The organism is Niallia sp. M35, assembly GCF_050971705.1.
Classification (GTDB): Bacteria; Bacillota; Bacilli; order Bacillales; family Cytobacillaceae; genus Niallia; species Niallia circulans_A.
Genome location: NZ_JBPCEP010000001.1, coordinates 168,547 through 189,146, shown reverse-complemented (window position 1 = coordinate 189,146; position 20,600 = coordinate 168,547). Strand labels below are relative to the sequence as shown.

Here is a 20,600-nt window from a genome sequence, read left to right as displayed (position 1 = left end):
CTTAATCTTCCGTAATCCATGTACGAAGTAATTTTGCAAATTCCTCTGGTTTTTCTTTCGCCATTTTTTCAAGCTGTTTTCGTCTTATTGTTCCTTCTGATTCTTGTTGTTCCTCATTAATATCTGCTACAGGAGCAACCGGCTGAATAATTTCTTCTATTTCTTCTTCCTGTTTTTTCTTTCTTGCTTTCATAACGAAGAAGATTAATAGAATAATAACTGCAAGCAAGCCTCCTCCAACAGCGTAAATCCACCATGGGATTGATGCTTTAACAACGTCTGCTGCTTGTTTTTTACCGTTAAACGGTTGTACAGACACAGCAATCTTACTTTGGATATCCTCATCTGTTAATTCTCCACCTGTTGATGTTTTATCAATTGAAGTTCTAACAATTGTCCCTAATATATTAGAAATATCATCGATACTTTCCTGTGGTAAGGAAGTAGAATCATTTGCATCAGGTGGCTCTACCATTACTTGAATACCTAAATCACGAACTTTATAAGGACTCTCCACAATTTGTTTTTTTATCCGATTTACTTCCCTATTAACGGTTTGATCGACTTTTTCATAGTTGCCATTTCCGGATCCTGTTTCTGAATTATAAGTAGTTACATCTGCATCGTCTTCTGCCTGCACAACTCCACCGGCAGCATTTTCACCTGTATATGTTTCTGTAATATTCTGTGCACTTATTTCAATTCCCGCCATATTTTCTTCATCAACTGGCGTAACTAGGTTTTCTTCTCTGTTTTCTTGGGTAAAGTCTATATCAGCAGTAACAGACACTACAACTTTATCTTGGCCCATCAACGTCCCTAGCATTGTTTGGACTTGTCTTTGAATATCACGTTCAATTTGCTTTTTCACATTATTTTGCGCAGTAAAAGTATCTGTCGCAGAATTATCTGAAGAATTTAAATCAAAATACTCAAAGTTTTGATTCGTAATGACGATATTATCTGTAGGAAGGTTTGGTACACTTTTGGACACGAGTGTATATAACCCTTCTATTTGATTTTCAGAGAAGTTATAGCCCGGCTTTGTATTTAATACAATCGAAGCTGTAGCTTCTCCCCCTTGATCTGAAACAAATACACTTTCTTCTGGTAATGTGATAACAACATTGGCATCATTAATTCCATCAACACCCTTTATTAAATTAGCAATTTCCGTCTGCAGGGCATCTAATTTTAATACATTAAATTCGTTATCTGTCATTCCAAAGCTTGCATTCTCACTAAAAAAGGAATAATCAATACTACCAGACTTAGGTATCCCTTCTGCCGCAAGTTGTACTTTTAATGTATCGACTACTTCCTCTGGAACACTAATCACGGTACCTCCACCTGATATTTCAGAAGTTATCCCTTTACTATCTAGATTCTCCTTAATAGCTCCCGTTTCAGAAGGTGTTAAATTGCTGTATAATGGCACTAACGTTACTCTTGTAAAAAAATAAGTCGCAAACACAGCAATTAGAATAAGCAAAAGTCCGCTACCTGTTATCACAGTCTTTTGCTTTTTAGAACGACTTTGCCAAAACTCTTTTAAAGGATTAAATATTTTATTTAGATTCTCTTTCATTCTCTTCCCCCGGCTACCGTAATTTGTATAGGTATAAACCGCCCATCTTTTATATTGACTGTCTTCTACTTAAATGGCATGGACACTTACTTGTCTATAGTAGAAGCAACTTCGCTTTCTTACTAAAAGTGTAATCTTTATAGAAAACAGTCTTACATTAAACTGACATTCGCATCATTTCTTGATAAGCTTCTACTGCCTTATTGCGAATTTCTAACGTAGCTTGCATGGTAATGCTTGCTTTTTGCGAGGCAATCATCACCTGAGATAAATCAACGTTTTCTCCTCTTGCTAACTTATTTGTTAGCATATCTGATTCGTTTTGCGCTTGATTTACATTGTTAATTGATTCTTTTAAAAACGAAGCAAATTTTTTTTGCGTATCTGCTACAGCTGTCTTATTACTCGTTGCCGAATTTGTTAACGGTAATGCAGATGATACGGATGAAAAATTAATTGGTTCCATTTAAGTACTCCTTTTTTTGTTTTATTTACCGATTTCTAATGTTTTCATTAACATACTTTTTGATGCATTTAAAACAGTCACATTTGCTTCATATGATCTTGATGCACTCATTAAATCAACCGTCTCTCGTAAAGGGTCCACATTGGGCATACGAACATATCCTGTTTCGTCCGCTTCTGGGTTCTCCGGATCGTACACCATTTCAAACGGTGTATCATCTTCTACAATGCGTGACACCTTCACTCCACCTGCAGTATTCGCGCTATTCCCTCTTGCAGCATTTAAATGAGAGGCAAATGATCCTTCTTGTTCTTGAAACACTACTTGTTTTCTTTTGTATGGCTCCCACTCACCATTTACTAATCTACCTCTTGTTGTATCAACATTTGCCATATTAGATGAAATTACATCCATTCTTAGCCGTTGTGCTGTTAAAGCAGAAGCAGTAGTATTCATACTAGTAAAAATGGTCATTTTTATTACTTACCTCCCCTAATTACATTTTCAAGGGAACTAAATTTTCCGCTAATTCGATCTACTAATGCATTGTAATAGATTTGGTTTGTCGCAAGGTCTGTCATCTCTTTTTCCATATCGACACTATTTCCGCTGTTATTGTAAGTAACTCTATTCTTTGTAATGACAGATGTTGAAGCAGTATTAGGAGCTGAAAACGGAATATGCTTACTATTCGTTACATTAGCTTCCATTGCACTAGATAACGAATCTTTAAAAGTCACTGTCTTTGCTTTATAATTCGGCGTGTCAACATTTGCAATATTTTGCGAGATTACTTTTTGCTTTTGATTCGAATAATTTATTGCATTTTCTAAGGTAGTTATTGTATTTGAGAAAAGTTTCACTTCATCACACCTCGAGCAGTCATTTTGAAAAAAATGTTGATTTTTGTTTTTTGATGACGATTTTTACATGATAGTTTTAATTTTAATTAATTTGTAATAATATGTCCATGGAAAAGAGGAATATTTTAGTGATTCTTTTTTCCTATTTTAGTTAATATTTGGTTTAAATTATCTTAAATCAGGGTAAAAAATGTTTTTTCACTATGCCGATGTTACTATTATCATAGTTATAACTTACTAATCGCTTCCCTTTTTCTGCTATGAGATTTAATATACCTTTTGCCATACTGTAATGTAAATGAAAAATAAATGGAAAATACGCGGTTTTTGTCGAATAATATGTACATAGCTTATTAGCTATTCGATTGATGATTTCAAAAAATCCTCTCTATTTTTGTCACATAAAAAAACCTTTTCTATTAAAGAAAAAGGTTTCAACTTGTTGACAAAAGGAATTTAGGAAATGCAAATGGAATTATTATGCATTGATTGGAGTGAAAGGGGTGAGACTCCTGTGGGATCTGCGAGACAGTCTGAGACCCTGCAGGCCTTTAGGCCGAAGCGGCTCAGCGCGAGCCCCACGGAAAGCGAACCCCTGCAACGGAAATTAACTCTTATTTAAAATAATGTATATTTATAAACTAAGACAAACTCCTAATTACCGAATTAGGAGTTTGTCGACAGTCTGAAACCTTTTCTATTAAAGAAAAAGGTTTTTTTTATAATGAATAATATTTTATCCTTATTTATTTGTTTTTAACTTTTCAAGTTCTAATAAGAATTTATCGTTAAGCACTTTTATATAAGTACCTTTCATTCCTAATGAACGAGACTCAATAACACCAGCACTTTCTAATTTACGCAATGCGTTGACAATTACAGATCTTGTAATTCCTACACGGTCTGCGATTTTAGAAGCTACTAATAAGCCTTCACTTCCGTTTAATTCTTCAAAAATATGCTCAATAGCTTCTAATTCACTATAGGATAGTGAACTGATTGCCATTTGAACAACCGCTTTACTTCTTGCTTCTTCTTCAATTTCTTCTGCTTTTTCACGAAGAATTTCCATACCAACAACAGTAGCACCGTATTCAGCAAGAATCAAATCATCGTCTTGGAATTGTTCTTGTAATCTTGCAAGAATTAATGTTCCTAATCTTTCTCCTCCACCAATAATTGGTACAATAGTTGTTAACCCTTTAGCAAATAATTCTTTATTTTCAACTGGGAAAGCAGTATATTCACTTTCAATTTCTAAATTACTAGAAGTTGATTGAATATTAAACAAGCTATTTGTGTATTCCTCAGGGAATTGACGATCTTCAAACATTTTTTTCATACGATCATTTTCGATTTGCTGATGAACTGCAAAACCTAATAATTTTCCTCTTCTGCTAACAACAAAGATATTTGCTTCGATAACATCACTTAATGTTTCAGACATTTCTTTGAAATTAACTGGTTTTCCAGCAGCTCTTTGTAACATTGCATTAATTTTTCTCGTTTTTGTTAATAAATCCATTTTTTATTCCTCCTGTTAACTAAAACCAACACTTGAAATAAATCTATGTCTACTTATACCTTTAACAATTCAGGAGTTTAAATTCCAATTGGCTTTCATTAGAGTATAAATTGACTTAAATCCTTATTTCTTGAGATGGCTCCTAACTTCTCCTCCACATACTTTGGAGTAATCGTTATTTTTTCCATTGTTATTTCTGGTGCTTCGAAAGACAGATCTTCCAATAATTTTTCGAGAATAGTATGCAGTCTTCGCGCACCGATATTGTCTGTATTTTGATTGACTTCATAAGCCACTTCAGCTATCTTACGAATAGCTTCGTCAGAAAATTCAATTTCTATACCTTCTGTATACAATAATGCTTGGTATTGCTTAATCAACGCATTATCTGGTTCCACAAGAATACGATAAAAATCATCCACTGTTAATTTAGTAAGTTCTACACGAATCGGAAATCTTCCTTGTAGCTCTGGAATTAAATCAGAAGGCTTTGACATATGAAATGCTCCAGCAGCAATAAACAATACATGGTCTGTTTTAACTGATCCATATTTTGTCACAACCGTTGATCCTTCTACTACAGGTAAAATATCTCGCTGCACACCTTCTCTGGAAACATCAGCTGAAGAACTACTGTTTGATTTGCTGGCAATTTTATCAATTTCATCGATAAATATCATTCCCATTTGCTCAGCACGAACGACTGCTTCTTGGGTAACCTCATCCATATCGATTAATTTTTGAGCTTCCTCGTTTGTTAATATTGTACGTGCTTCCCTAACTGTTAGTTTTCGCTTTTTCTTCTTTTTCGGCATAAAACTACTTAAAGCGTCCTGCATATTCATCCCCATTTGTTCCATACCAGAACCTTGGAGCATATCAAACATAGAAGGCTGTTGTTCTTCCACTTCTACAGAAACCACTTCATCTTCCAGTTCACCTAGAGCAAGCTTTTCTTTTACTATTTTTCTCTTTTCTGATTTACTAGTTTCTTCTACAGTAGGCTCTTCTTCCTCTGTGTCTGCCCCACCGCCGCCGAAAAGCATTTCCAGAGGGTTTTTATAACTGGATGTTTTCTTTGCAGCAGACGGAACTAATAATTCAACGAGACGATTATTTGCCGCAACTTCCGCTCTTTCTCTTACTTGAAACATCTTCTCTTCCTTTACCAAGCGTACAGATGTTTCGACAAGATCACGGACCATTGATTCTACATCACGGCCAACATATCCCACCTCTGTAAATTTAGTAGCTTCTACCTTAACAAATGGCGCATTAACAATTTTTGCAATTCTTCTGGCAATTTCCGTTTTTCCGACACCAGTAGGTCCAATCATCAAAATATTTTTCGGACTAATCTCATCTCTTAACTTTTCATCAAGAAGACTTCTGCGAAAACGGTTTCTTAAAGCGACAGCCACCGCTTTTTTTGCATCTTTTTGTCCGACAATATATTGATCAAGTCGTTCTACAATTTGCCGAGGTGTTAAACTAGCGCTTTTTTGCATATTAAAAATCCTCCCCTATAATTCTTCCACGATGATATTATTATTTGTATAGACACAAATCTCACCAGCAATCTCTAGAGCTGCTTTAGCGATATCATATGCAGAAAGATTATCTCCTGAGTAAGTTTTTAGTGCTCTGCCAGCTGCTAAAGCATAGTTTCCGCCAGATCCAATTGCAAGTATACCATCATCTGGTTCTATTACTTCTCCTGTTCCAGATACCAATAATAGATCCGTTTCATTCATTACGATCAGCATCGCTTCAAGTTTTCTAAGAACTTTATCACTGCGCCAGAGCTTCGCAAGCTCTACTGAAGCACGTTGTAGGTTCCCATTATACTCATCTAATTTTCCTTCAAATAGTTCAAAAAGAGTAAAGGCATCCGCAACTGATCCCGCAAATCCTGCAATTACTTTCCCATTAAAAAGCTTTCTAACCTTACGGGCTGTATGTTTCATCACAACAGCATTTCCAAGCGTGACTTGACCATCACCAGACATTGCTGATTTCCCTTTATGTTTAACTGCAAAAATTGTTGTTGCATGAAATTGTGGCATTTCAGACATGTTACTTCCTCCTTCTACCAATTGACTATGCCCTAGGATGATAAGACATATACGTCTTTTTTAGATACTCATTTGTGACATGCGTATATATTTGTGTTGACGTTAAAAATGCATGACCTAATAATTCCTGAACGGTTCTCATATCTGCACCATTAGCCAGTAAATGTGTGGCAAATGAATGTCTCAATTTATGGGGATGAATTTTCCCTTGTGAGGATGAAGTATTCATCATTTTATTTAAGATATCACGAACTCCGTTATCTGTTAAAATTCCTCCGCGATAATTAACAAACAGATAAGAATGATCTGTTGAGTTTTTCATCAACTGATTCCTACCCGCTTTTATGTACGCTTCCAGAGCATTATGAGCAAAACTACCAAACGGAACATATCTTTCCTTTTGGCCCTTTCCCCTAACTAACACAGTTGAGACACTAAAATCAATATCACTCAACTGAATTTTTGTGCATTCACCAACACGGATGCCGGTTGCATACAATAATTCAAGCAATGCTTTATTTCTTAGTCCAAGGGGCGTGTTCGTATCACATGATAAAAAGAGTTGCTGCAATTCTTCCTCGTAGAAAAAATCAGGTAATCTCTTTTCTAGCTTTGGGATTGATACAGCAGAAAACGGGTTATTTTCCACTATTTTTTCCCTAAGCAAAAAACGATAAAAACTTCTCAAACTAGAGATTTTTCGCGCAATTGTTTTTCTTGCTAATTGCATTGAAAAAAGCTCTGTTAAGTATATTCTTACATCAGATGGACTCACGTCTTCTAACTTGTCTATTACTTGATCTTTCATAAAGTGAAAGAATTGGTTAATATCTTGTGTATAAAATTCTATTGTATATGGTGAGTAATTTTTTTCAATCTGCAAATAGGCAATAAATGCTTGAACATGATTGTTTAATTCCTGTTTCATAACCTCACCTCACAATGGCTTCATCATATTATCATACTTTTTAGCTACAATCAATTAATTTACATATTTTTCACAAAGTTCCGAATTGTTCGCAATAATTCTTTCATGTCCTATTGTTTCTACATTCTTCCCTTTTGAGATTAGGACTAACCCTAAATGTTTATGGCACTTTCTTTTTAGAGTATATCGCTTTAAGCACAAAGGAATTAGAATAATACTACAAATGTAAATAAATTGTCATTTTTTATTCTGTTAAAAAGTATGGATGATGTTCACTCATAGCATTTTACTATACGATTGAAAGAATGAAAAGTTTCTACTTCAAGTGAATTAATATTTTTTTCGCAAACATCTATTTTTCTTCCATTATATATCTAATTTAGGAGAGAAAACTTCGACAGTAACGTGACAAGAGAGTGAGCATTTGCTCACCCTCATATAAATTTATTTATTCTAGCTATTTTTAGCTTTGTGGTTCTTCTTTGTAGTCACAGTTTACGCACTGTACTTGAACACCTTTTTTTAATTTTTTCTCCACTAACATATTTTCACATTTTGGACATGGTCTTTGTAGTGGTTTATCCCATGAAATGAAGTCACATTCTGGGAATCGATCACAACCATAAAAAATTCTACGTTTTTTACTTTTTCTTTCAATTATATTTCCTTCATGGCACTTCGGACATTTCACTCCAATATCCTTCACGATTGCTTTCGTATTTCTACACTCTGGAAAATTACTACATGCCATAAATTTCCCATAACGGCCCATTTTAAATACCATCGGGTGGCCACATTCTTCGCAATCCTCTCCAGCTGGCTCATCTTTGATTTCAATGGTTTGCATCTCTTGTTCTGCAACTTCCAGTCTTTTCTCGAACGTTTTATAAAAATCGTCGATAACCTTTACCCAATTGACCTTGCCCGCCTCAATATTATCCAAGTCTTGTTCCATATTGGCTGTAAACTCAATATTTAATATTTCCGGGAAAAATTCTAAAATTAACTCTAAAACAATTTCCCCAAGCTCCGTTGGAATAAATCGTTTGTTATCAAGGGCCACATAACCTCGTTTTTGAATCGTATCTAAGGTTGGTGCGAATGTAGATGGTCTTCCTATTCCCAATTCCTCTAGTGTTCTAACTAATCTTGCTTCTGTATAACGTGGAGGTGGCTGAGTGAAATGCTGCTTTGTATCAATATCCTTATTTAAGACAACATCTCCTTCTTTTAAATCTGGGAGTTGTCGATCTTTCTCATCAACGTTGTCATCTGTACCCTCCACATATACCTTCATAAAACCTGGGAACTTAATTTTTGAACCATTAGCACGAAAAAGTACGTTACCATTTGATAAATCCACACTCATTGTATCCATAACTGCCGGAGCCATTTGGCTGGCAATAAATCTTTCCCACACTAGCTTATACAATCGAAATTGATCTCGAGATAAATATTCCTTCATCTTACTCGGCTCACGACCAATGCTAGTTGGACGGACTGCTTCATGGGCATCTTGGACCTTTGGATTTTTCTTCTCTTGTTTCTTCTCTTCACGTGTATACTCTTTGCCATAATGACTATTTATATAGTCATATGCTTCACTTTGTGCAACCTCTGATATTCTAGTGGAATCCGTTCTCATATAGGTTATCAAACCCACTGTTCCTTCTTTACCAAGATCTATACCTTCATATAATTGCTGTGCTAACATCATTGTTTTCTTTGCTCGGAAATTCAATTTGCGGGCAGCTTCCTGCTGTAAAGAAGAAGTTGTAAATGGAACGGCAGGGTTTCTCTTCCGCTCTTTTTTACTCACTTTATCGACAGTAAACTTATTATCTTTTAACTGACTAGTAATTTTTTTCACTTCATCTTCTGAATGCAACTCGACTTTTTTTCCATTGATACCATAAAAAGATGCTTCAAAATTATTTTTTCCTTTTATAAAGCTTCCTTCAATGGACCAGTATTCTTCTGGTACAAATTCTTTAATTTCTTGTTCTCTTTCAATAATGAGACGTACTGCAACTGATTGTACTCTTCCCGCACTAAGCCCTTTTTTTACTTTTTTCCATAATAATGGACTGATATTATAACCCACTAAGCGGTCTAAAACTCTTCTAGCCTGCTGAGAATCTACTAAATCCATATTTATTGCACGAGGATGCTTAAATGATTCTTTGATGGCATCTTTTGTTATCTCATTGAAAACAACGCGGCAATCTGATTCGATATCCACATTTAAGCTATTTGCTAAATGCCAAGCAATTGCCTCTCCTTCACGATCCGGGTCAGCTGCTAAATAAATCTTTTTGGCTTTTTTTGCTGCTGTTTTCAGTTCTTTTAATACAGGGCCTTTTCCACGGATAGTTATGTACTTCGGCTCAAATTGTTTTTCTATATCAACACCCATTTGGCTTTTAGGCAAATCCCTAATGTGCCCCATTGATGCTTTCACTTTATATTTTTTTCCTAAATATCGTTCTATTGTCTTTGCTTTAGCTGGTGACTCAACGATTACTAAAAAATCTGACATTAACTGTCCTCCTTAAGAGGGATTTAAATATTCACTATTATTGTATACTATGTTTTGATTTGTCAAACATTCCGATAACTAGCAAACGTTTTCACTCTCTTTATTTACATCATTTTATCTTTTAAATATCTATACGTTGCAAAATGTATAACAAAATGATAAAAATAGCAACACTTTTTTTGAAGTTTCATGAAAAACTCCAAATTTATGGAATTTCTTACGCTTTGGTTTGGAGTAACGTTTTTACTTTCTTAACTGCCGCTAAATCCCCTCCGTTAAATTCTCATTAGAAGAGGTATTAGTCATACTGACCTTACAAAAAAAGATAATCCCTTATATAATTTGCTGCTTATAGCGTATCACTTTCCTTTTGTATTGCAAACTATTTTCATTTTACTATCTGTGAAAATGATTATTTTACTTAATATATTTGTATGCTAAGCTACTCTAGTTTTACTTTTTTTTACTCCGATATATGCTTCCATTCTTCTAGTATATCTTTTGCTTCAAGCACTGGCTTTGCGCCTTGTTGTATTAATTCATTTGGACCATCTGAATAGGGACTAAATATATTTCCTGGAACAGCAAATACATCCCGTCCTTCATTTACTGCGAAATTAGCAGTTATTAACGATCCACTTTTTTTCTTCGCTTCTACTACAAGTGTTCCATTGCTTAAACCGCTTATAATTCGATTTCTCATGGGAAATTGCCATTTTAGCGGCTTAGTTAGCGGAGGATATTCGGAGATGACTAAATGATGTTTCATCATATCTCCTGCTAACTGTATGCTTTCTTTTGGATAGATATGAAAAATACCTCCAGCAATAACACCGATGGTTTTGCCGCCATTTTCAATTGCCAGTTTATGGGCAATCGAATCAACCCCATGCGCAAGTCCACTTACAATGGTGATTTTCTCCTCTACTAGTTCTTTCATCAACCTCTTTATTACTTTAGTACTATAACTGGTAGCTAAGCGCGAACCTACAATTGCAAGCTTTCTCTTCGATTGTAGCAGCTCAAGATCTCCTTTTGCATAAAGAACCCAAGGTGGCTGATATATTTCTTTTAAAAACGGCGGATATAACGGATCAAAAAATGTAATTGGATGAATTTGATTATAACGATACTGGATTAATTGTTCTTCTACATGATGAGAATGGATTGTCTTTACTATTTCCTTTTCCATAGTAGGTGAAATAGAGGATATAAAGGAAGGGATTTTCTCCAACTGAAGAGTGGGATCTTCTTTTAGAAGACGATCGATCATTTTCCAGCTGATTCCTTGACAATGATGTAATTTCACTAATAATTTATTTATTATTTCCATCTTTTCTTCCTTTCGCTTTCTCCTTTTCACAAAGAAATTAGCTAAAAATACAAAAGAAAGAGAAACATAAATTAAGTAAGGAATTATCTTCCTTCATTATAATGAGTTTTCCTGAAAATTCCTAGCATTGTTATACTGTTTCCCTTGTAAATTAGTAGATTAGCTACATATGCCATCCTCTTGAAAAAAATCAAGAAAAAACCTAGCCTTATTTAGTAGAATAAGGCTAGATTAAGCTTTTCTCTATTTTGCTACTACTTCATGCGTCTTACATTTTTCGTATATCGACTGCTCTTTTAACACCTCAATTAGCGTTGCTCCCATATCAGATGGTGTTGGGGCTACTTTAATGCCGCATTCCGTTAGAACACTAATTTTTTCATCTGCTGTTCCTTTACCACCAGAGATTATTGCCCCCGCATGACCCATACGCTTTCCTGGAGGAGCTGTACGACCGCCGATAAATCCAACAACTGGCTTCGTCATATTTTCTTTCACCCAGCGGGCTGCTTCTTCTTCAGCCGTCCCGCCGATTTCCCCTATCATGATAACTGCATACGTATCTTCATCTTCATTAAATGCTTTTAACGTATCAATAAAATCTGTTCCATTGACTGGATCTCCACCAATTCCAACAGCTGTTGACTGACCAATCCCTGCTTGAGATAGTTGATGAACAGCCTCATATGTTAAAGTACCAGAACGAGAGACAACCCCTACATGCCCTTTCTTATGAATATATCCTGGCATAATGCCAATTTTACATTCTTCTGGGGTAATCACTCCTGGACAGTTTGGTCCTATTAATCTAGTCTTTTTCCCTTCCAAGTAGCGCTTAACTTTCACCATGTCCAGAACAGGAATATGTTCGGTAATACAGATTACTAAGTCTAGTTCAGCATCAACCGCTTCTAAAATAGCGTCTGCTGCAAATGGAGCTGGTACATAAATAACAGATGCATTTGCTTCGGTTACATCTACTGCATCTTTAACGGTATTAAATACAGGCACTCCCTCTACCGTTGTACCACCTTTCCCTGGTGTTACCCCGCCAACTATTTTCGTCCCATATTCAAGCATTTGCTTAGTATGAAATAGTGCTGTTGCACCTGTGATTCCTTGGACAAGGACTTTTGTATCTTTATTAATAAAAACACTCATTATGCATTCCCTCCTTGTTCTACTAGGGTTACAATTTTCTCAGCACCATCAGCCATCGATTCTGCTGCAACAATATCTACTCCAGATTCTCGAAGAATTTTTTTGCCAAGTTCCACATTTGTTCCTTCTAAGCGAACAACTAATGGCACATGAAGACTAACTTGCTTTGCAGCTTCCACAATTCCGGTCGCAATAACATCACATTTCATGATGCCACCAAAAATATTGACAAAAATCCCCTTCACGTTAGAATCAGATAGAATGATTTTAAATGCTTCCGTTACTTTTTCTGCTGTCGCGCCGCCCCCAACATCTAAGAAGTTGGCCGGTTCTCCGCCATAATGCTTAACAATATCCATTGTTGCCATAGCAAGTCCAGCACCATTTACCATACAGCCGATATTTCCATTTAACGCAATATAGCTTAAATCATATTTAGAAGCTTCTAATTCTTTTTCATTTTCTTCATCTAAATCCCTATATGCAACAATATCTTTATGTCTATACAATGCATTTGAATCAAAATTTAATTTTGCATCCAGTGCGATAATATTCCCATCTTCCGTTAAAACTAAGGGATTAATTTCGGCGATAGAGCAGTCTTTTTCAACAAATACTTTATATAATCCAGTCATAAAGGCAACTGCTTTATTAACTTGCTTGCTCGGAATGTTAATAGAGAAAGCAACTCGACGTGCTTGAAATGGAGTTAGACCAGTCACTGGATCAATAACTTCTTTTACGATCTTCTCTGGGTACTTTTCTGCAATTTCCTCAATTTCTGTGCCGCCTTCTTCAGAGGCCATCAATACGATTCTAGATGTTGCTCGATCCACGACAAATCCTATGTAATATTCCTTCTTGATTCGACAACCTTCTTCAATTAATAATCGTTTCACAACTTTTCCTTCGGGACCTGTTTGATGAGTTACTAATGTGCTCCCTAGAATATCTGAAGCATATGTTTGTACTTCATCTAAGCTTTTGGCAACTTTTACTCCTCCAGCCTTACCGCGACCACCTGCATGGATTTGCGCTTTCACTACCCATACATCACTATTTAATGTTTCCGCAGCTCGCACTGCCTCTTCTACTGTAAAAGCTACTTTTCCTTTTGGTACTGCGACGCCATTTAATTCTAAAATCTCTTTCCCCTGATATTCATGAATATTCAAGCTTCCACACCCCTTAATTTCCCTTTTTGTGTAAAATTGGAGACAACTGCATGATGACTTTCGTGAATGAATAACTTTTTCTCATCCATTTATTTGTTTTTTCCAAAACATAAGTATCGTTATCACTGTATTAATATTCTTTTCGAGAGCAAATTACGATTATTTTATGTATTTAGAAAAGACAAAAATATGTTCACGCTTTCATTTTAAAGGAAAAAACCTTTCTTTGTCTATAAAAAAGGCTTTTATCTTTAAATATTTTACAATTAAAAATATTTTTTCTTTCTTAGTTTGCTTTTTCCCCCTCTTTTTCCGTCGCTTCCTTCTCTAAAGAATAAATAAACGCAAACACTTCTGCCACAGCCATATATAAATCTTCAGGAATTTGTTCATTTATATTTAATTTACTTAAAAGCTCTACAAGAGAGGGATCTTCTTGAATTGGAATATTCTCTTTTTTGGCACGTTCCAGAATTTGTTCCGCAATCATACCCTTGCCTTTTGCAATAACGGTAGGTGCAGCGTGTTTTTGCTGTTCATAAGTTAATGCTATTGCTTCTTTCCTTTTTAAAGAATGGTGTTTATTCATATTTTTATATCCACCCCTTTATAGGCATTTCCTTTCACTGCTTGTTGGGAACTCCATACTGGCTTATGTTCTTTTGACAAGTCTTTTACATGTATAGACAGTAAAGTATAATCTAATTCCCGTAGTTTTTCTTTTAAGAGCTCCTCTGCCTGTTTAATTAAAGGCATTATTTCTGTTGACCGATCATTTAATACAATCATGTTCATGATTCTATTTTGAATATGGATATCAATAACTGTATCCTTTAAATTAGCCAGTTCTAAGTAAAAAAGAATTCGACAATAATTACTATCGACTTTTCCATCTGCTGTTTTTCTGCCATTATATTGCATTGTCACATCCACTTGTTGATTAAAAAAACGCAGAGGAATTTCCGTTACCATTTGCATCATTGGACCTGTTTGCTGACTGATAAGCTGATAACCTGTCACTTTATCAATTAGTTGACCTGCAGTTTCTTTTACCGCATCAGGGATGTCTTTTCCCATTAATCCTAGCAGTAGCGGTTTTAATATTTCTTGTGATGTTTGCTCCTCTATTTGTGCATGCTGTAACAGTCCCGCTTCAAATGAATAGCCAATTTTATGCAGGACAGCTTTTAGTGCAGCAAGCATATTATCTTGAACAAGCTTCCCCCCTTGACTAATCTCCGATAGGACATCCGCTACTTTTGGCTCTAGAATATGATAGGTAGACAACTGCTGCTGGAGTTCATTTAACAGCACACTAACACCTTTATTGGATTGCAAGGCCGAAATACTTGTAAATACTTCCTTCGTTAGAGGGAGCTGTCTTTCCATCATAAGACCGATAGTAGCAAGCTCTTGCTTCCCTATTGATTTTGGCAGCCATTCACCTATAGATCTTATCGCTTCTTTCGAAATTGGTAGATTATTAGATAGTAGAAAATGAAGGAGCAATTTATTTTCTTTCGTCTCGGTTAGATGTAGCTGCTGAAGCAGACCATTGATATTTCCGTTTTCAGCTGGAACTTCTGATGACTGCGGCAATACTTTTAGGACTGGTTTATTATCTGTAATGGAAACTTGAAACCAATAACTTCTATCAAGCGTTAACGGAATCGTTAGGTTTGCAAGCATTTTTTGTGAGCCTATTTGCACCTCTGCCATTTGTTGAGGAAAAAGCTTCGTCAATTTCCCATAAACTAGTTGTCCATCTCGTAATTCAAGACTTTTATTACTCATCACGTTTTCTTGAAATAAAGTTTGGACAATATGGTTAACATTCATCTTTCTCTTCCTCCTTCCTTCCATACAGATTGACCAAATTAGTTAGTTTCTACCATCTCTTTCACAGGAGAAAAACTTTTACGATGATGAATGGTAATTCCGTATTCTTTTAGGGCAGCCACATGTTCCTGTGTCCCATAGCCCATGTTTGTTGCAAAATGATAATCTGGATATTCTTGATGCAGCTCTTTCATCATACGATCTCTTGTCACTTTTGCTATTATGCTTGCTGCAGCAATAGAAACACTTTTACTGTCTCCTTTAATAAGAGATTGACTTGGATAAGGTGTCGTTAATTTCATTGCGTCAATTAGTAAGTATTCTGGTGTTTGTGAAAGTTCATTTATTGCTAGAAGCATCCCCTTTTTTGTTGCTTGATAAATATTTATGCGATCAATTTCAGCAGGTGAAATAATTCCCACTCCGATGGCGATTGCTTCTTTTTGGATTACCTCGTAAAATAGTTCTCTTTTTTTCTCAGATAATTTCTTTGAGTCATCGATACCTGGTAAATAGAAATCTTCTGGCAGGATGACAGCTGCTGTAACAACAGGACCTGCAAGCGGCCCTCTGCCAACCTCATCGATTCCTGCAATATATGTATATCCCTGCTTTCTAATCATTTGTTCATAGTAGTTCATCGATAGAAAATGCTGATGAAGCTTTTCTTCTTTCTCTATCCTCTTCTTCCAAGCCTCTAAGAGCTTCTGAGCCCCTTTCCTCTCGTCCTTTTCTAATTCGAGGATAAATGGGTCATTTACTTCCCTTATTGCTTCTAGCCCCTCTTTAATATCTTTCATTGTTGCTAATTTCATTGTTTACACCTCAGTAGTTATATCGGTTTAATCGCTTCCTTTTTTACAGCCCTGGTCACATTGCCTTCCAATATACATATCAGGCCTATAAATCGTCCTATCGTTCTTGTTGGATGCTTTATTTCTTTTCTCCCATAAAATTCAAAGCGTCTACACAAATGCAATAAACCTAATCATTTATATTACACAAAAAAGAGAAGTGTCTGTTTTTAGCCACTTCTCATTGCAGTTTTCATCCTTACATTTCGTCTGCTTTTTCGAACGTTAGCGGACCAAACTTTTCACCTCTAATGTCACGAATAATTAGTTCCGTTACTTTATCATAGTTAACGATACCTCCCCCTGACAGAGCTCCTCTAATCTCACCAATACGATCAAACAACTCTACTGTATCTTCTGGAATCGTTTCTAATTGATATCTTTCTTTTAAGCGTTGCGGATATTCCTTTTCCAAAAAACGAAGCCCGAATATGGCAATGTCCTGCAAATTCAAAATTGTATCCTTTATTGCTCCTGTTAACGCAAGCTTTAAGCCTACTTCTTGATCTTCAAATTTCGGCCATAGTATTCCTGGTGTATCTAATAACTCCAGCTCTTTCCCTACTTTAATCCATTGCTGTGCTTTGGTTACACCAGGTGTATTCCCTGTTTTGGCAATGTTTTTCTTTGCCAACCGATTGATTAAAGTGGATTTACCTGCATTTGGAATGCCGACAATCATCGCTCGAATCGCTCGCGGTCTAATCCCTTTCGCTTTCATCCGATCAAATTTTTCTGCTAGTACTTCTTTTGCTAAAGCAGTAATTTCTTTCATTCCAACACCTGCTTGAGAGTTAATCGCAAGTGCTCTTATGCCTTTACTTTGAAAATAGTGAATCCATTCTTTTGTTCGTTCTTTATCTGCCATATCTGCTTTATTTAATAAAACAATTCTTGGCTTATGCTGAATAATTTCATCAATCATTGGATTTCGTGAAGATTGTGGAATTCTCGCATCCACTAATTCAAAAATAATATCAACTAGCTTTAATTTTTCCGTTACTTGCCTTCTGGCTTTGGCCATATGGCCTGGAAACCATTGTATAGTCATGCATGCACCTCTATTTCTTCCACTAACATTATTCTACTATTTTCCAATCAGCTATTGGCCAATATATAACACTTGTGGTGCCAATAATTTTATCAAAACCAATCGTACCAATATGGCGACTATCTTTACTATTGCGACGGTTATCTCCCATCACAAACAATTCTCCTTTTGGCACAGTTGCTGTAAAATCTTCTGTTAGAGGGCCCATTACGCCTTCTTTATTATGTTCTAAATAAGGTTCTTCATAAGCTTGTCCGTTCACATATAATACATCATCGCGATATTCAATTGTGTCTCCTGGTAGACCAATTACTCTTTTTATATAGTCCTTACCTTCTGGAGCGTGGAACACAACAATATCAAAGCGCTTTGGTTCACTTACTTTGTAATTTATCTTATTGACAATCATTCGATCTTGATCGAGCAATGTAGACTGCATGGATTCACCATCAACTACAATTGGAGCAAATAAAAAATAGCGAATAACAACAGCAAGTAAAACAGCAATTATTAATGCTTTACTCCATTCCCATACTTCATTTTTCTTCTTCTTTTCAGTTGCCATACCTTTCACCAATCCTTAACTGAACAATATAGGTATTTTTTATGTAAGATAAAAAAACTTATCCATCATGATAATATTTTAGCGGAATTTCCGAGTGAAGTAAAATTGGAAAGATTGCAGTTGGACTTTTGCTTCCTATTACTTAAAATCGTTAATATAAAGATTAGAGATCGATTTGCAAAGTAGTGATTCCATTAAAAGATCACTTCAGTTTCCTTTCCTCTCTGCATCTCTCTCATTTTTGGATGAATTACAGAACTATTCTTTCTAATATACGAGTTTTCTATAAGCAGCATTTAAAGATATAAAAAAGAGCTTGTTACAAGAACAGGCTCTTTTTTGGTAACAATTATCGAATTTCTTTAATACGAGCTTTTTTACCACGTAGGTTACGTAGGTAGTAAAGTTTCGCACGGCGTACTTTACCGCGGCGGATAACTTCTAGCTTCGCAATTTTAGGTGTGTGAACAGGGAATGTACGCTCAACGCCAACTCCGTAAGAAACTTTACGTACTGTAAAAGTTTCGCTGATTCCACCACCACGACGCTTAATTACAACACCTTCAAATAACTGAATACGTTCACGAGTACCCTCAACAACTTTCACGTGTACACGTACAGTGTCACCAGGACGGAACGCAGGAAGATCAGAACGAAGTTGTTCTTTTGTAATCTCTTCTATTAATTTTTGCATCGTTTTCAACTCCTTCCAACAGACGCTCTTGCACTCATAGTTTGAGACCTCTTGCAGCGGAACATCGTTATAAGACCCTTCACAGAAATTCATCTGTTTAAGTCACAAGTGTTATCTTAACATAAAAGGAGAATAACAGCAATATTTTTTCTAAAAATAATAGTATTACCTTGCTCCTTAATAGATTCATTCATCTAATCATCACCATACCGTATCCAATTAGCTTGGATGATGCTGATTTGTCAACTCTTTTACCAACTTTTTCTGCTTCTCAGTCAGCGGATAATTTTCTAGTAAATCCGGGCGCCTTTCAATCGTTCTTCGGAAGGATTCCCTTTCTCTCCATTCATCAATATGTGCATGATTTCCAGAAAGCAGCGTGTCTGGTACCTTCATTCCTCGGAAATCGGCCGGACGAGTATAATGAGGATGCTCCAACAAACCAGTGCTAAAAGAGTCATTAACATGGGATGCTTCTTTTCCAAGCACGCCTGGTAATAAACGTACTACACTATCAATAACGACCATAGCCCCTAATTCGCCGCCTGTAAGGACATAATCACCAATGGAGATTTCATCTGTCACTAAATGTTCTCTAATTCTCTCATCATAGCCTTCATAATGTCCGCAAATGAAAATCAAATGCTCTTCTTGTGCTAATTCCTCCGCTTTTGCTTGACTATATCTTTCGCCTTGCGGGCACATTAAGATGACACGAGGCTTTCTGTTATCTTTTGGTTTTAGAGCATCCACAGCGTCAAATATAGGCTGTGGCTTCAACACCATCCCAGCACCTCCTCCATATGGATAATCATCAACGGTTTGATGTTTATTATCGGAGTAATCGCGAAAATTGACGATATTATAAGCTACTTTTTCTGCTTCTTGTGCTTTTTTTAAAATGGAGCTATGAAGGACTCCTTCAAACATCTCAGGAAATAACGTCAATACATCTATTTTCATTAAGACAACAGCCCTTCCATCGGCTCTATGACAACTACTTTTTCTTCTACATCTACTTTCATGACTACCTCTTCAATGTAAGGAATCAAAATTTCACTTTTATCTTTCCCCTTTACCACCCAAACATCATTTGCACCTGGTGTTAATATTTCTGTGATTTCTCCAAGTTCTTCTCCTTCAACTGTCACTACTTTACAGCCAATAATTTCATGGAAGTAGTATTCATTCTCCGCGAGCTCTCCTAAAAAACTTTCTGGAACCTTCAGGAGACCTCCCTTCATAAATTCTACATCATTCACATTATCATAGCCTTCAAATGTAAGTAGATTAAAGTTCTTATGCTCACGATGGCTTTTAATTATCAGTTCTAGGGGATTTGCTTTATCATTTTGAAAAAAATAAATGGTGTTTCCAATCTTATATCGTTCTTCTGGAAAATCAGTACGAGAAATAACGCGAATTTCTCCTCTTATCCCATGGGTGTTCACAACTTTTCCAACATTAAACCATTTTTCCATTACCTTCACCTCTATCGAATATCAACCACTATTCCATCTTTGAGAACAATCGTCTTATTAGCACTTTCCCAAACCTGTCCTACTTGAACATCAACAAGTCCCATTACTTCCTGTTCTTTAATCTCTGTCCCTAGTGGTAGTATATGTAATTGCTTTAATTGAAACTCTATCGTTTTTTGTTTCTCTAATTTATTTGTAACTTCCTTACGAAAAAAAGTTTTTATTTCCGAAATAGAAGGATTATTTTTCAATTGTTTTCTTTCTTCAAATTGAAGCTGCTGTATTTCTTTTTCTAGCTGCTGTATTTCTTGCTTATATCGATCGGAAATCGACTTTTTGGTAGTTTCGGTTAATACTTGTTTTACTGTTACAGACTGAAGAATCTTCATTTACTTCCTCCTAACAGATGACAACTTTAGTCCTTACTACTAACAAAGTAACACAGATTACTCTTTTCGTCTAA

Annotated in this window: 21 protein-coding genes; all 21 read right to left on the bottom strand. The window is 35.8% G+C overall.

The window, feature by feature from the left end:
- Position 1 precedes the first annotated feature (1 nt).
- The 21 genes from fliF to NiCM35_RS00805 all read right to left on the bottom strand — a co-directional run bounded on the left by fliF (position 2) and on the right by NiCM35_RS00805 (position 20,526).
- Positions 2–1,588, bottom strand: coding sequence for a flagellar basal-body MS-ring/collar protein FliF (gene fliF / locus NiCM35_RS00905; protein ID WP_433778289.1), 1,587 nt, complete (start codon positions 1,586–1,588; stop codon positions 2–4).
- A 157-nt stretch (positions 1,589–1,745) separates the two neighbouring features.
- Positions 1,746–2,054 carry a flagellar hook-basal body complex protein FliE gene (gene fliE / locus NiCM35_RS00900; RefSeq protein WP_095329182.1) on the bottom strand — a complete coding sequence of 103 codons (309 nt, stop codon included), beginning with the start codon at positions 2,052–2,054 and terminating at the stop codon, positions 1,746–1,748.
- A 21-nt stretch (positions 2,055–2,075) separates the two neighbouring features.
- Positions 2,076–2,528, bottom strand: a complete 453-nt coding sequence (gene flgC, locus NiCM35_RS00895; RefSeq protein ID WP_123257452.1) for a flagellar basal body rod protein FlgC — start codon at positions 2,526–2,528, stop codon at positions 2,076–2,078.
- A 5-nt stretch (positions 2,529–2,533) separates the two neighbouring features.
- Entirely contained in the window at positions 2,534–2,917 is a 384-nt protein-coding gene (gene flgB, locus NiCM35_RS00890) for a flagellar basal body rod protein FlgB (protein ID WP_095329180.1), read from the bottom strand.
- Between the two features lie 742 nt (positions 2,918–3,659).
- A complete protein-coding gene (gene codY / locus NiCM35_RS00885; protein ID WP_095329173.1) occupies positions 3,660–4,442 on the bottom strand; it encodes a GTP-sensing pleiotropic transcriptional regulator CodY in 783 nt (260 codons plus the stop codon).
- A gap of 98 nt (positions 4,443–4,540) precedes the next feature.
- Entirely contained in the window at positions 4,541–5,950 is a 1,410-nt protein-coding gene (gene hslU, locus NiCM35_RS00880) for an ATP-dependent protease ATPase subunit HslU (protein ID WP_095329172.1), read from the bottom strand.
- 15 nt (positions 5,951–5,965) lie between these two features.
- Complete coding sequence (gene hslV / locus NiCM35_RS00875) at positions 5,966–6,508, bottom strand: ATP-dependent protease subunit HslV (protein WP_016201113.1); 543 nt, start codon at positions 6,506–6,508, stop codon at positions 5,966–5,968.
- Positions 6,509–6,542: 34 nt separating this feature from the next.
- On the bottom strand, positions 6,543–7,445 hold the full coding sequence (xerC, locus tag NiCM35_RS00870) for a tyrosine recombinase XerC (RefSeq protein ID WP_123257451.1): 903 nt from the start codon (positions 7,443–7,445) through the stop codon (positions 6,543–6,545).
- Between the two features lie 463 nt (positions 7,446–7,908).
- A complete protein-coding gene (topA, locus tag NiCM35_RS00865) occupies positions 7,909–9,984 on the bottom strand; it encodes a type I DNA topoisomerase (RefSeq protein WP_095329170.1) in 2,076 nt (691 codons plus the stop codon).
- Positions 9,985–10,447: 463 nt separating this feature from the next.
- Complete coding sequence (gene dprA / locus NiCM35_RS00860) at positions 10,448–11,317, bottom strand: DNA-processing protein DprA (protein ID WP_095329169.1); 870 nt, start codon at positions 11,315–11,317, stop codon at positions 10,448–10,450.
- A 243-nt stretch (positions 11,318–11,560) separates the two neighbouring features.
- Positions 11,561–12,478 (bottom strand): succinate--CoA ligase subunit alpha, encoded by a 918-nt coding sequence (gene sucD / locus NiCM35_RS00855; RefSeq protein ID WP_095329168.1) that lies wholly within the window; start codon positions 12,476–12,478, stop codon positions 11,561–11,563.
- Positions 12,478–13,653 (bottom strand): ADP-forming succinate--CoA ligase subunit beta, encoded by a 1,176-nt coding sequence (sucC, locus tag NiCM35_RS00850; protein WP_047939991.1) that lies wholly within the window; start codon positions 13,651–13,653, stop codon positions 12,478–12,480. The genes sucD and sucC overlap by 1 nt, the downstream gene beginning before the upstream one ends.
- A 286-nt stretch (positions 13,654–13,939) precedes the next feature.
- The gene (locus tag NiCM35_RS00845) at positions 13,940–14,242 is read right to left on the bottom strand and encodes an EscU/YscU/HrcU family type III secretion system export apparatus switch protein (protein WP_095329167.1); all 303 of its coding nucleotides are present in this window, start codon (positions 14,240–14,242) and stop codon (positions 13,940–13,942) included.
- Positions 14,239–15,492 carry a TP0910 N-terminal domain-containing protein gene (locus NiCM35_RS00840; RefSeq protein WP_433778284.1) on the bottom strand — a complete coding sequence of 418 codons (1,254 nt, stop codon included), beginning with the start codon at positions 15,490–15,492 and terminating at the stop codon, positions 14,239–14,241. The genes NiCM35_RS00845 and NiCM35_RS00840 overlap by 4 nt, the downstream gene beginning before the upstream one ends.
- Positions 15,493–15,530: 38 nt before the next feature.
- Complete coding sequence (rnhB, locus tag NiCM35_RS00835; protein WP_341122782.1) at positions 15,531–16,307, bottom strand: ribonuclease HII; 777 nt, start codon at positions 16,305–16,307, stop codon at positions 15,531–15,533.
- Positions 16,308–16,545: 238 nt separating this feature from the next.
- A complete protein-coding gene (ylqF, locus tag NiCM35_RS00830) occupies positions 16,546–17,397 on the bottom strand; it encodes a ribosome biogenesis GTPase YlqF (RefSeq protein WP_095329164.1) in 852 nt (283 codons plus the stop codon).
- Positions 17,398–17,425: 28 nt separating this feature from the next.
- Positions 17,426–17,962: a signal peptidase I gene (gene lepB, locus NiCM35_RS00825; RefSeq protein WP_095329163.1), complete on the bottom strand. Its 537-nt coding sequence runs from the start codon at positions 17,960–17,962 to the stop codon at positions 17,426–17,428.
- 349 nt (positions 17,963–18,311) lie between these two features.
- The gene (gene rplS / locus NiCM35_RS00820; protein WP_047939984.1) at positions 18,312–18,656 is read right to left on the bottom strand and encodes a 50S ribosomal protein L19; all 345 of its coding nucleotides are present in this window, start codon (positions 18,654–18,656) and stop codon (positions 18,312–18,314) included.
- A 219-nt stretch (positions 18,657–18,875) separates the two neighbouring features.
- Positions 18,876–19,619 (bottom strand): tRNA (guanosine(37)-N1)-methyltransferase TrmD, encoded by a 744-nt coding sequence (gene trmD, locus NiCM35_RS00815; RefSeq protein ID WP_095329162.1) that lies wholly within the window; start codon positions 19,617–19,619, stop codon positions 18,876–18,878.
- A complete protein-coding gene (rimM, locus tag NiCM35_RS00810; protein WP_095329161.1) occupies positions 19,619–20,137 on the bottom strand; it encodes a ribosome maturation factor RimM in 519 nt (172 codons plus the stop codon). The genes trmD and rimM overlap by 1 nt, the downstream gene beginning before the upstream one ends.
- Before the next feature lie 11 nt (positions 20,138–20,148).
- Positions 20,149–20,526 carry a YlqD family protein gene (locus NiCM35_RS00805; protein WP_095329160.1) on the bottom strand — a complete coding sequence of 126 codons (378 nt, stop codon included), beginning with the start codon at positions 20,524–20,526 and terminating at the stop codon, positions 20,149–20,151.
- Positions 20,527–20,600 lie beyond the last annotated feature (74 nt).

Bases quoted from the DNA above. Each gene is read 5' to 3' on its own strand.
- rplS (WP_047939984.1), bottom strand. From the start codon at position 18,656: ATGCAAAAATTAATAGAAGAGATTACAAAAGAACAACTTCGTTCTGAT.
- NiCM35_RS00840 (WP_433778284.1), bottom strand. From the start codon at position 15,492: ATGAATGTTAACCATATTGTCCAAACTTTATTTCAAGAAAACGTGATG.
- ylqF (WP_095329164.1), bottom strand. From the start codon at position 17,397: ATGACTATACAATGGTTTCCAGGCCATATGGCCAAAGCCAGAAGGCAA.
- sucD (WP_095329168.1), bottom strand. From the start codon at position 12,478: ATGAGTGTTTTTATTAATAAAGATACAAAAGTCCTTGTCCAAGGAATC.
- rimM (WP_095329161.1), bottom strand. From the start codon at position 20,137: ATGGAAAAATGGTTTAATGTTGGAAAAGTTGTGAACACCCATGGGATA.
- NiCM35_RS00845 (WP_095329167.1), bottom strand. From the start codon at position 14,242: ATGAATAAACACCATTCTTTAAAAAGGAAAGAAGCAATAGCATTAACT.
- codY (WP_095329173.1), bottom strand. From the start codon at position 4,442: ATGGATTTATTAACAAAAACGAGAAAAATTAATGCAATGTTACAAAGA.
- flgC (WP_123257452.1), bottom strand. From the start codon at position 2,528: ATGACCATTTTTACTAGTATGAATACTACTGCTTCTGCTTTAACAGCA.
- hslV (WP_016201113.1), bottom strand. From the start codon at position 6,508: ATGCCACAATTTCATGCAACAACAATTTTTGCAGTTAAACATAAAGGG.
- dprA (WP_095329169.1), bottom strand. From the start codon at position 11,317: ATGGAAATAATAAATAAATTATTAGTGAAATTACATCATTGTCAAGGA.
- topA (WP_095329170.1), bottom strand. From the start codon at position 9,984: ATGTCAGATTTTTTAGTAATCGTTGAGTCACCAGCTAAAGCAAAGACA.
- NiCM35_RS00805 (WP_095329160.1), bottom strand. From the start codon at position 20,526: ATGAAGATTCTTCAGTCTGTAACAGTAAAACAAGTATTAACCGAAACT.
- fliF (WP_433778289.1), bottom strand. From the start codon at position 1,588: ATGAAAGAGAATCTAAATAAAATATTTAATCCTTTAAAAGAGTTTTGG.
- fliE (WP_095329182.1), bottom strand. From the start codon at position 2,054: ATGGAACCAATTAATTTTTCATCCGTATCATCTGCATTACCGTTAACA.
- xerC (WP_123257451.1), bottom strand. From the start codon at position 7,445: ATGAAACAGGAATTAAACAATCATGTTCAAGCATTTATTGCCTATTTG.
- hslU (WP_095329172.1), bottom strand. From the start codon at position 5,950: ATGCAAAAAAGCGCTAGTTTAACACCTCGGCAAATTGTAGAACGACTT.
- lepB (WP_095329163.1), bottom strand. From the start codon at position 17,962: ATGGCAACTGAAAAGAAGAAGAAAAATGAAGTATGGGAATGGAGTAAA.
- rnhB (WP_341122782.1), bottom strand. From the start codon at position 16,307: ATGAAATTAGCAACAATGAAAGATATTAAAGAGGGGCTAGAAGCAATA.
- trmD (WP_095329162.1), bottom strand. From the start codon at position 19,619: ATGAAAATAGATGTATTGACGTTATTTCCTGAGATGTTTGAAGGAGTC.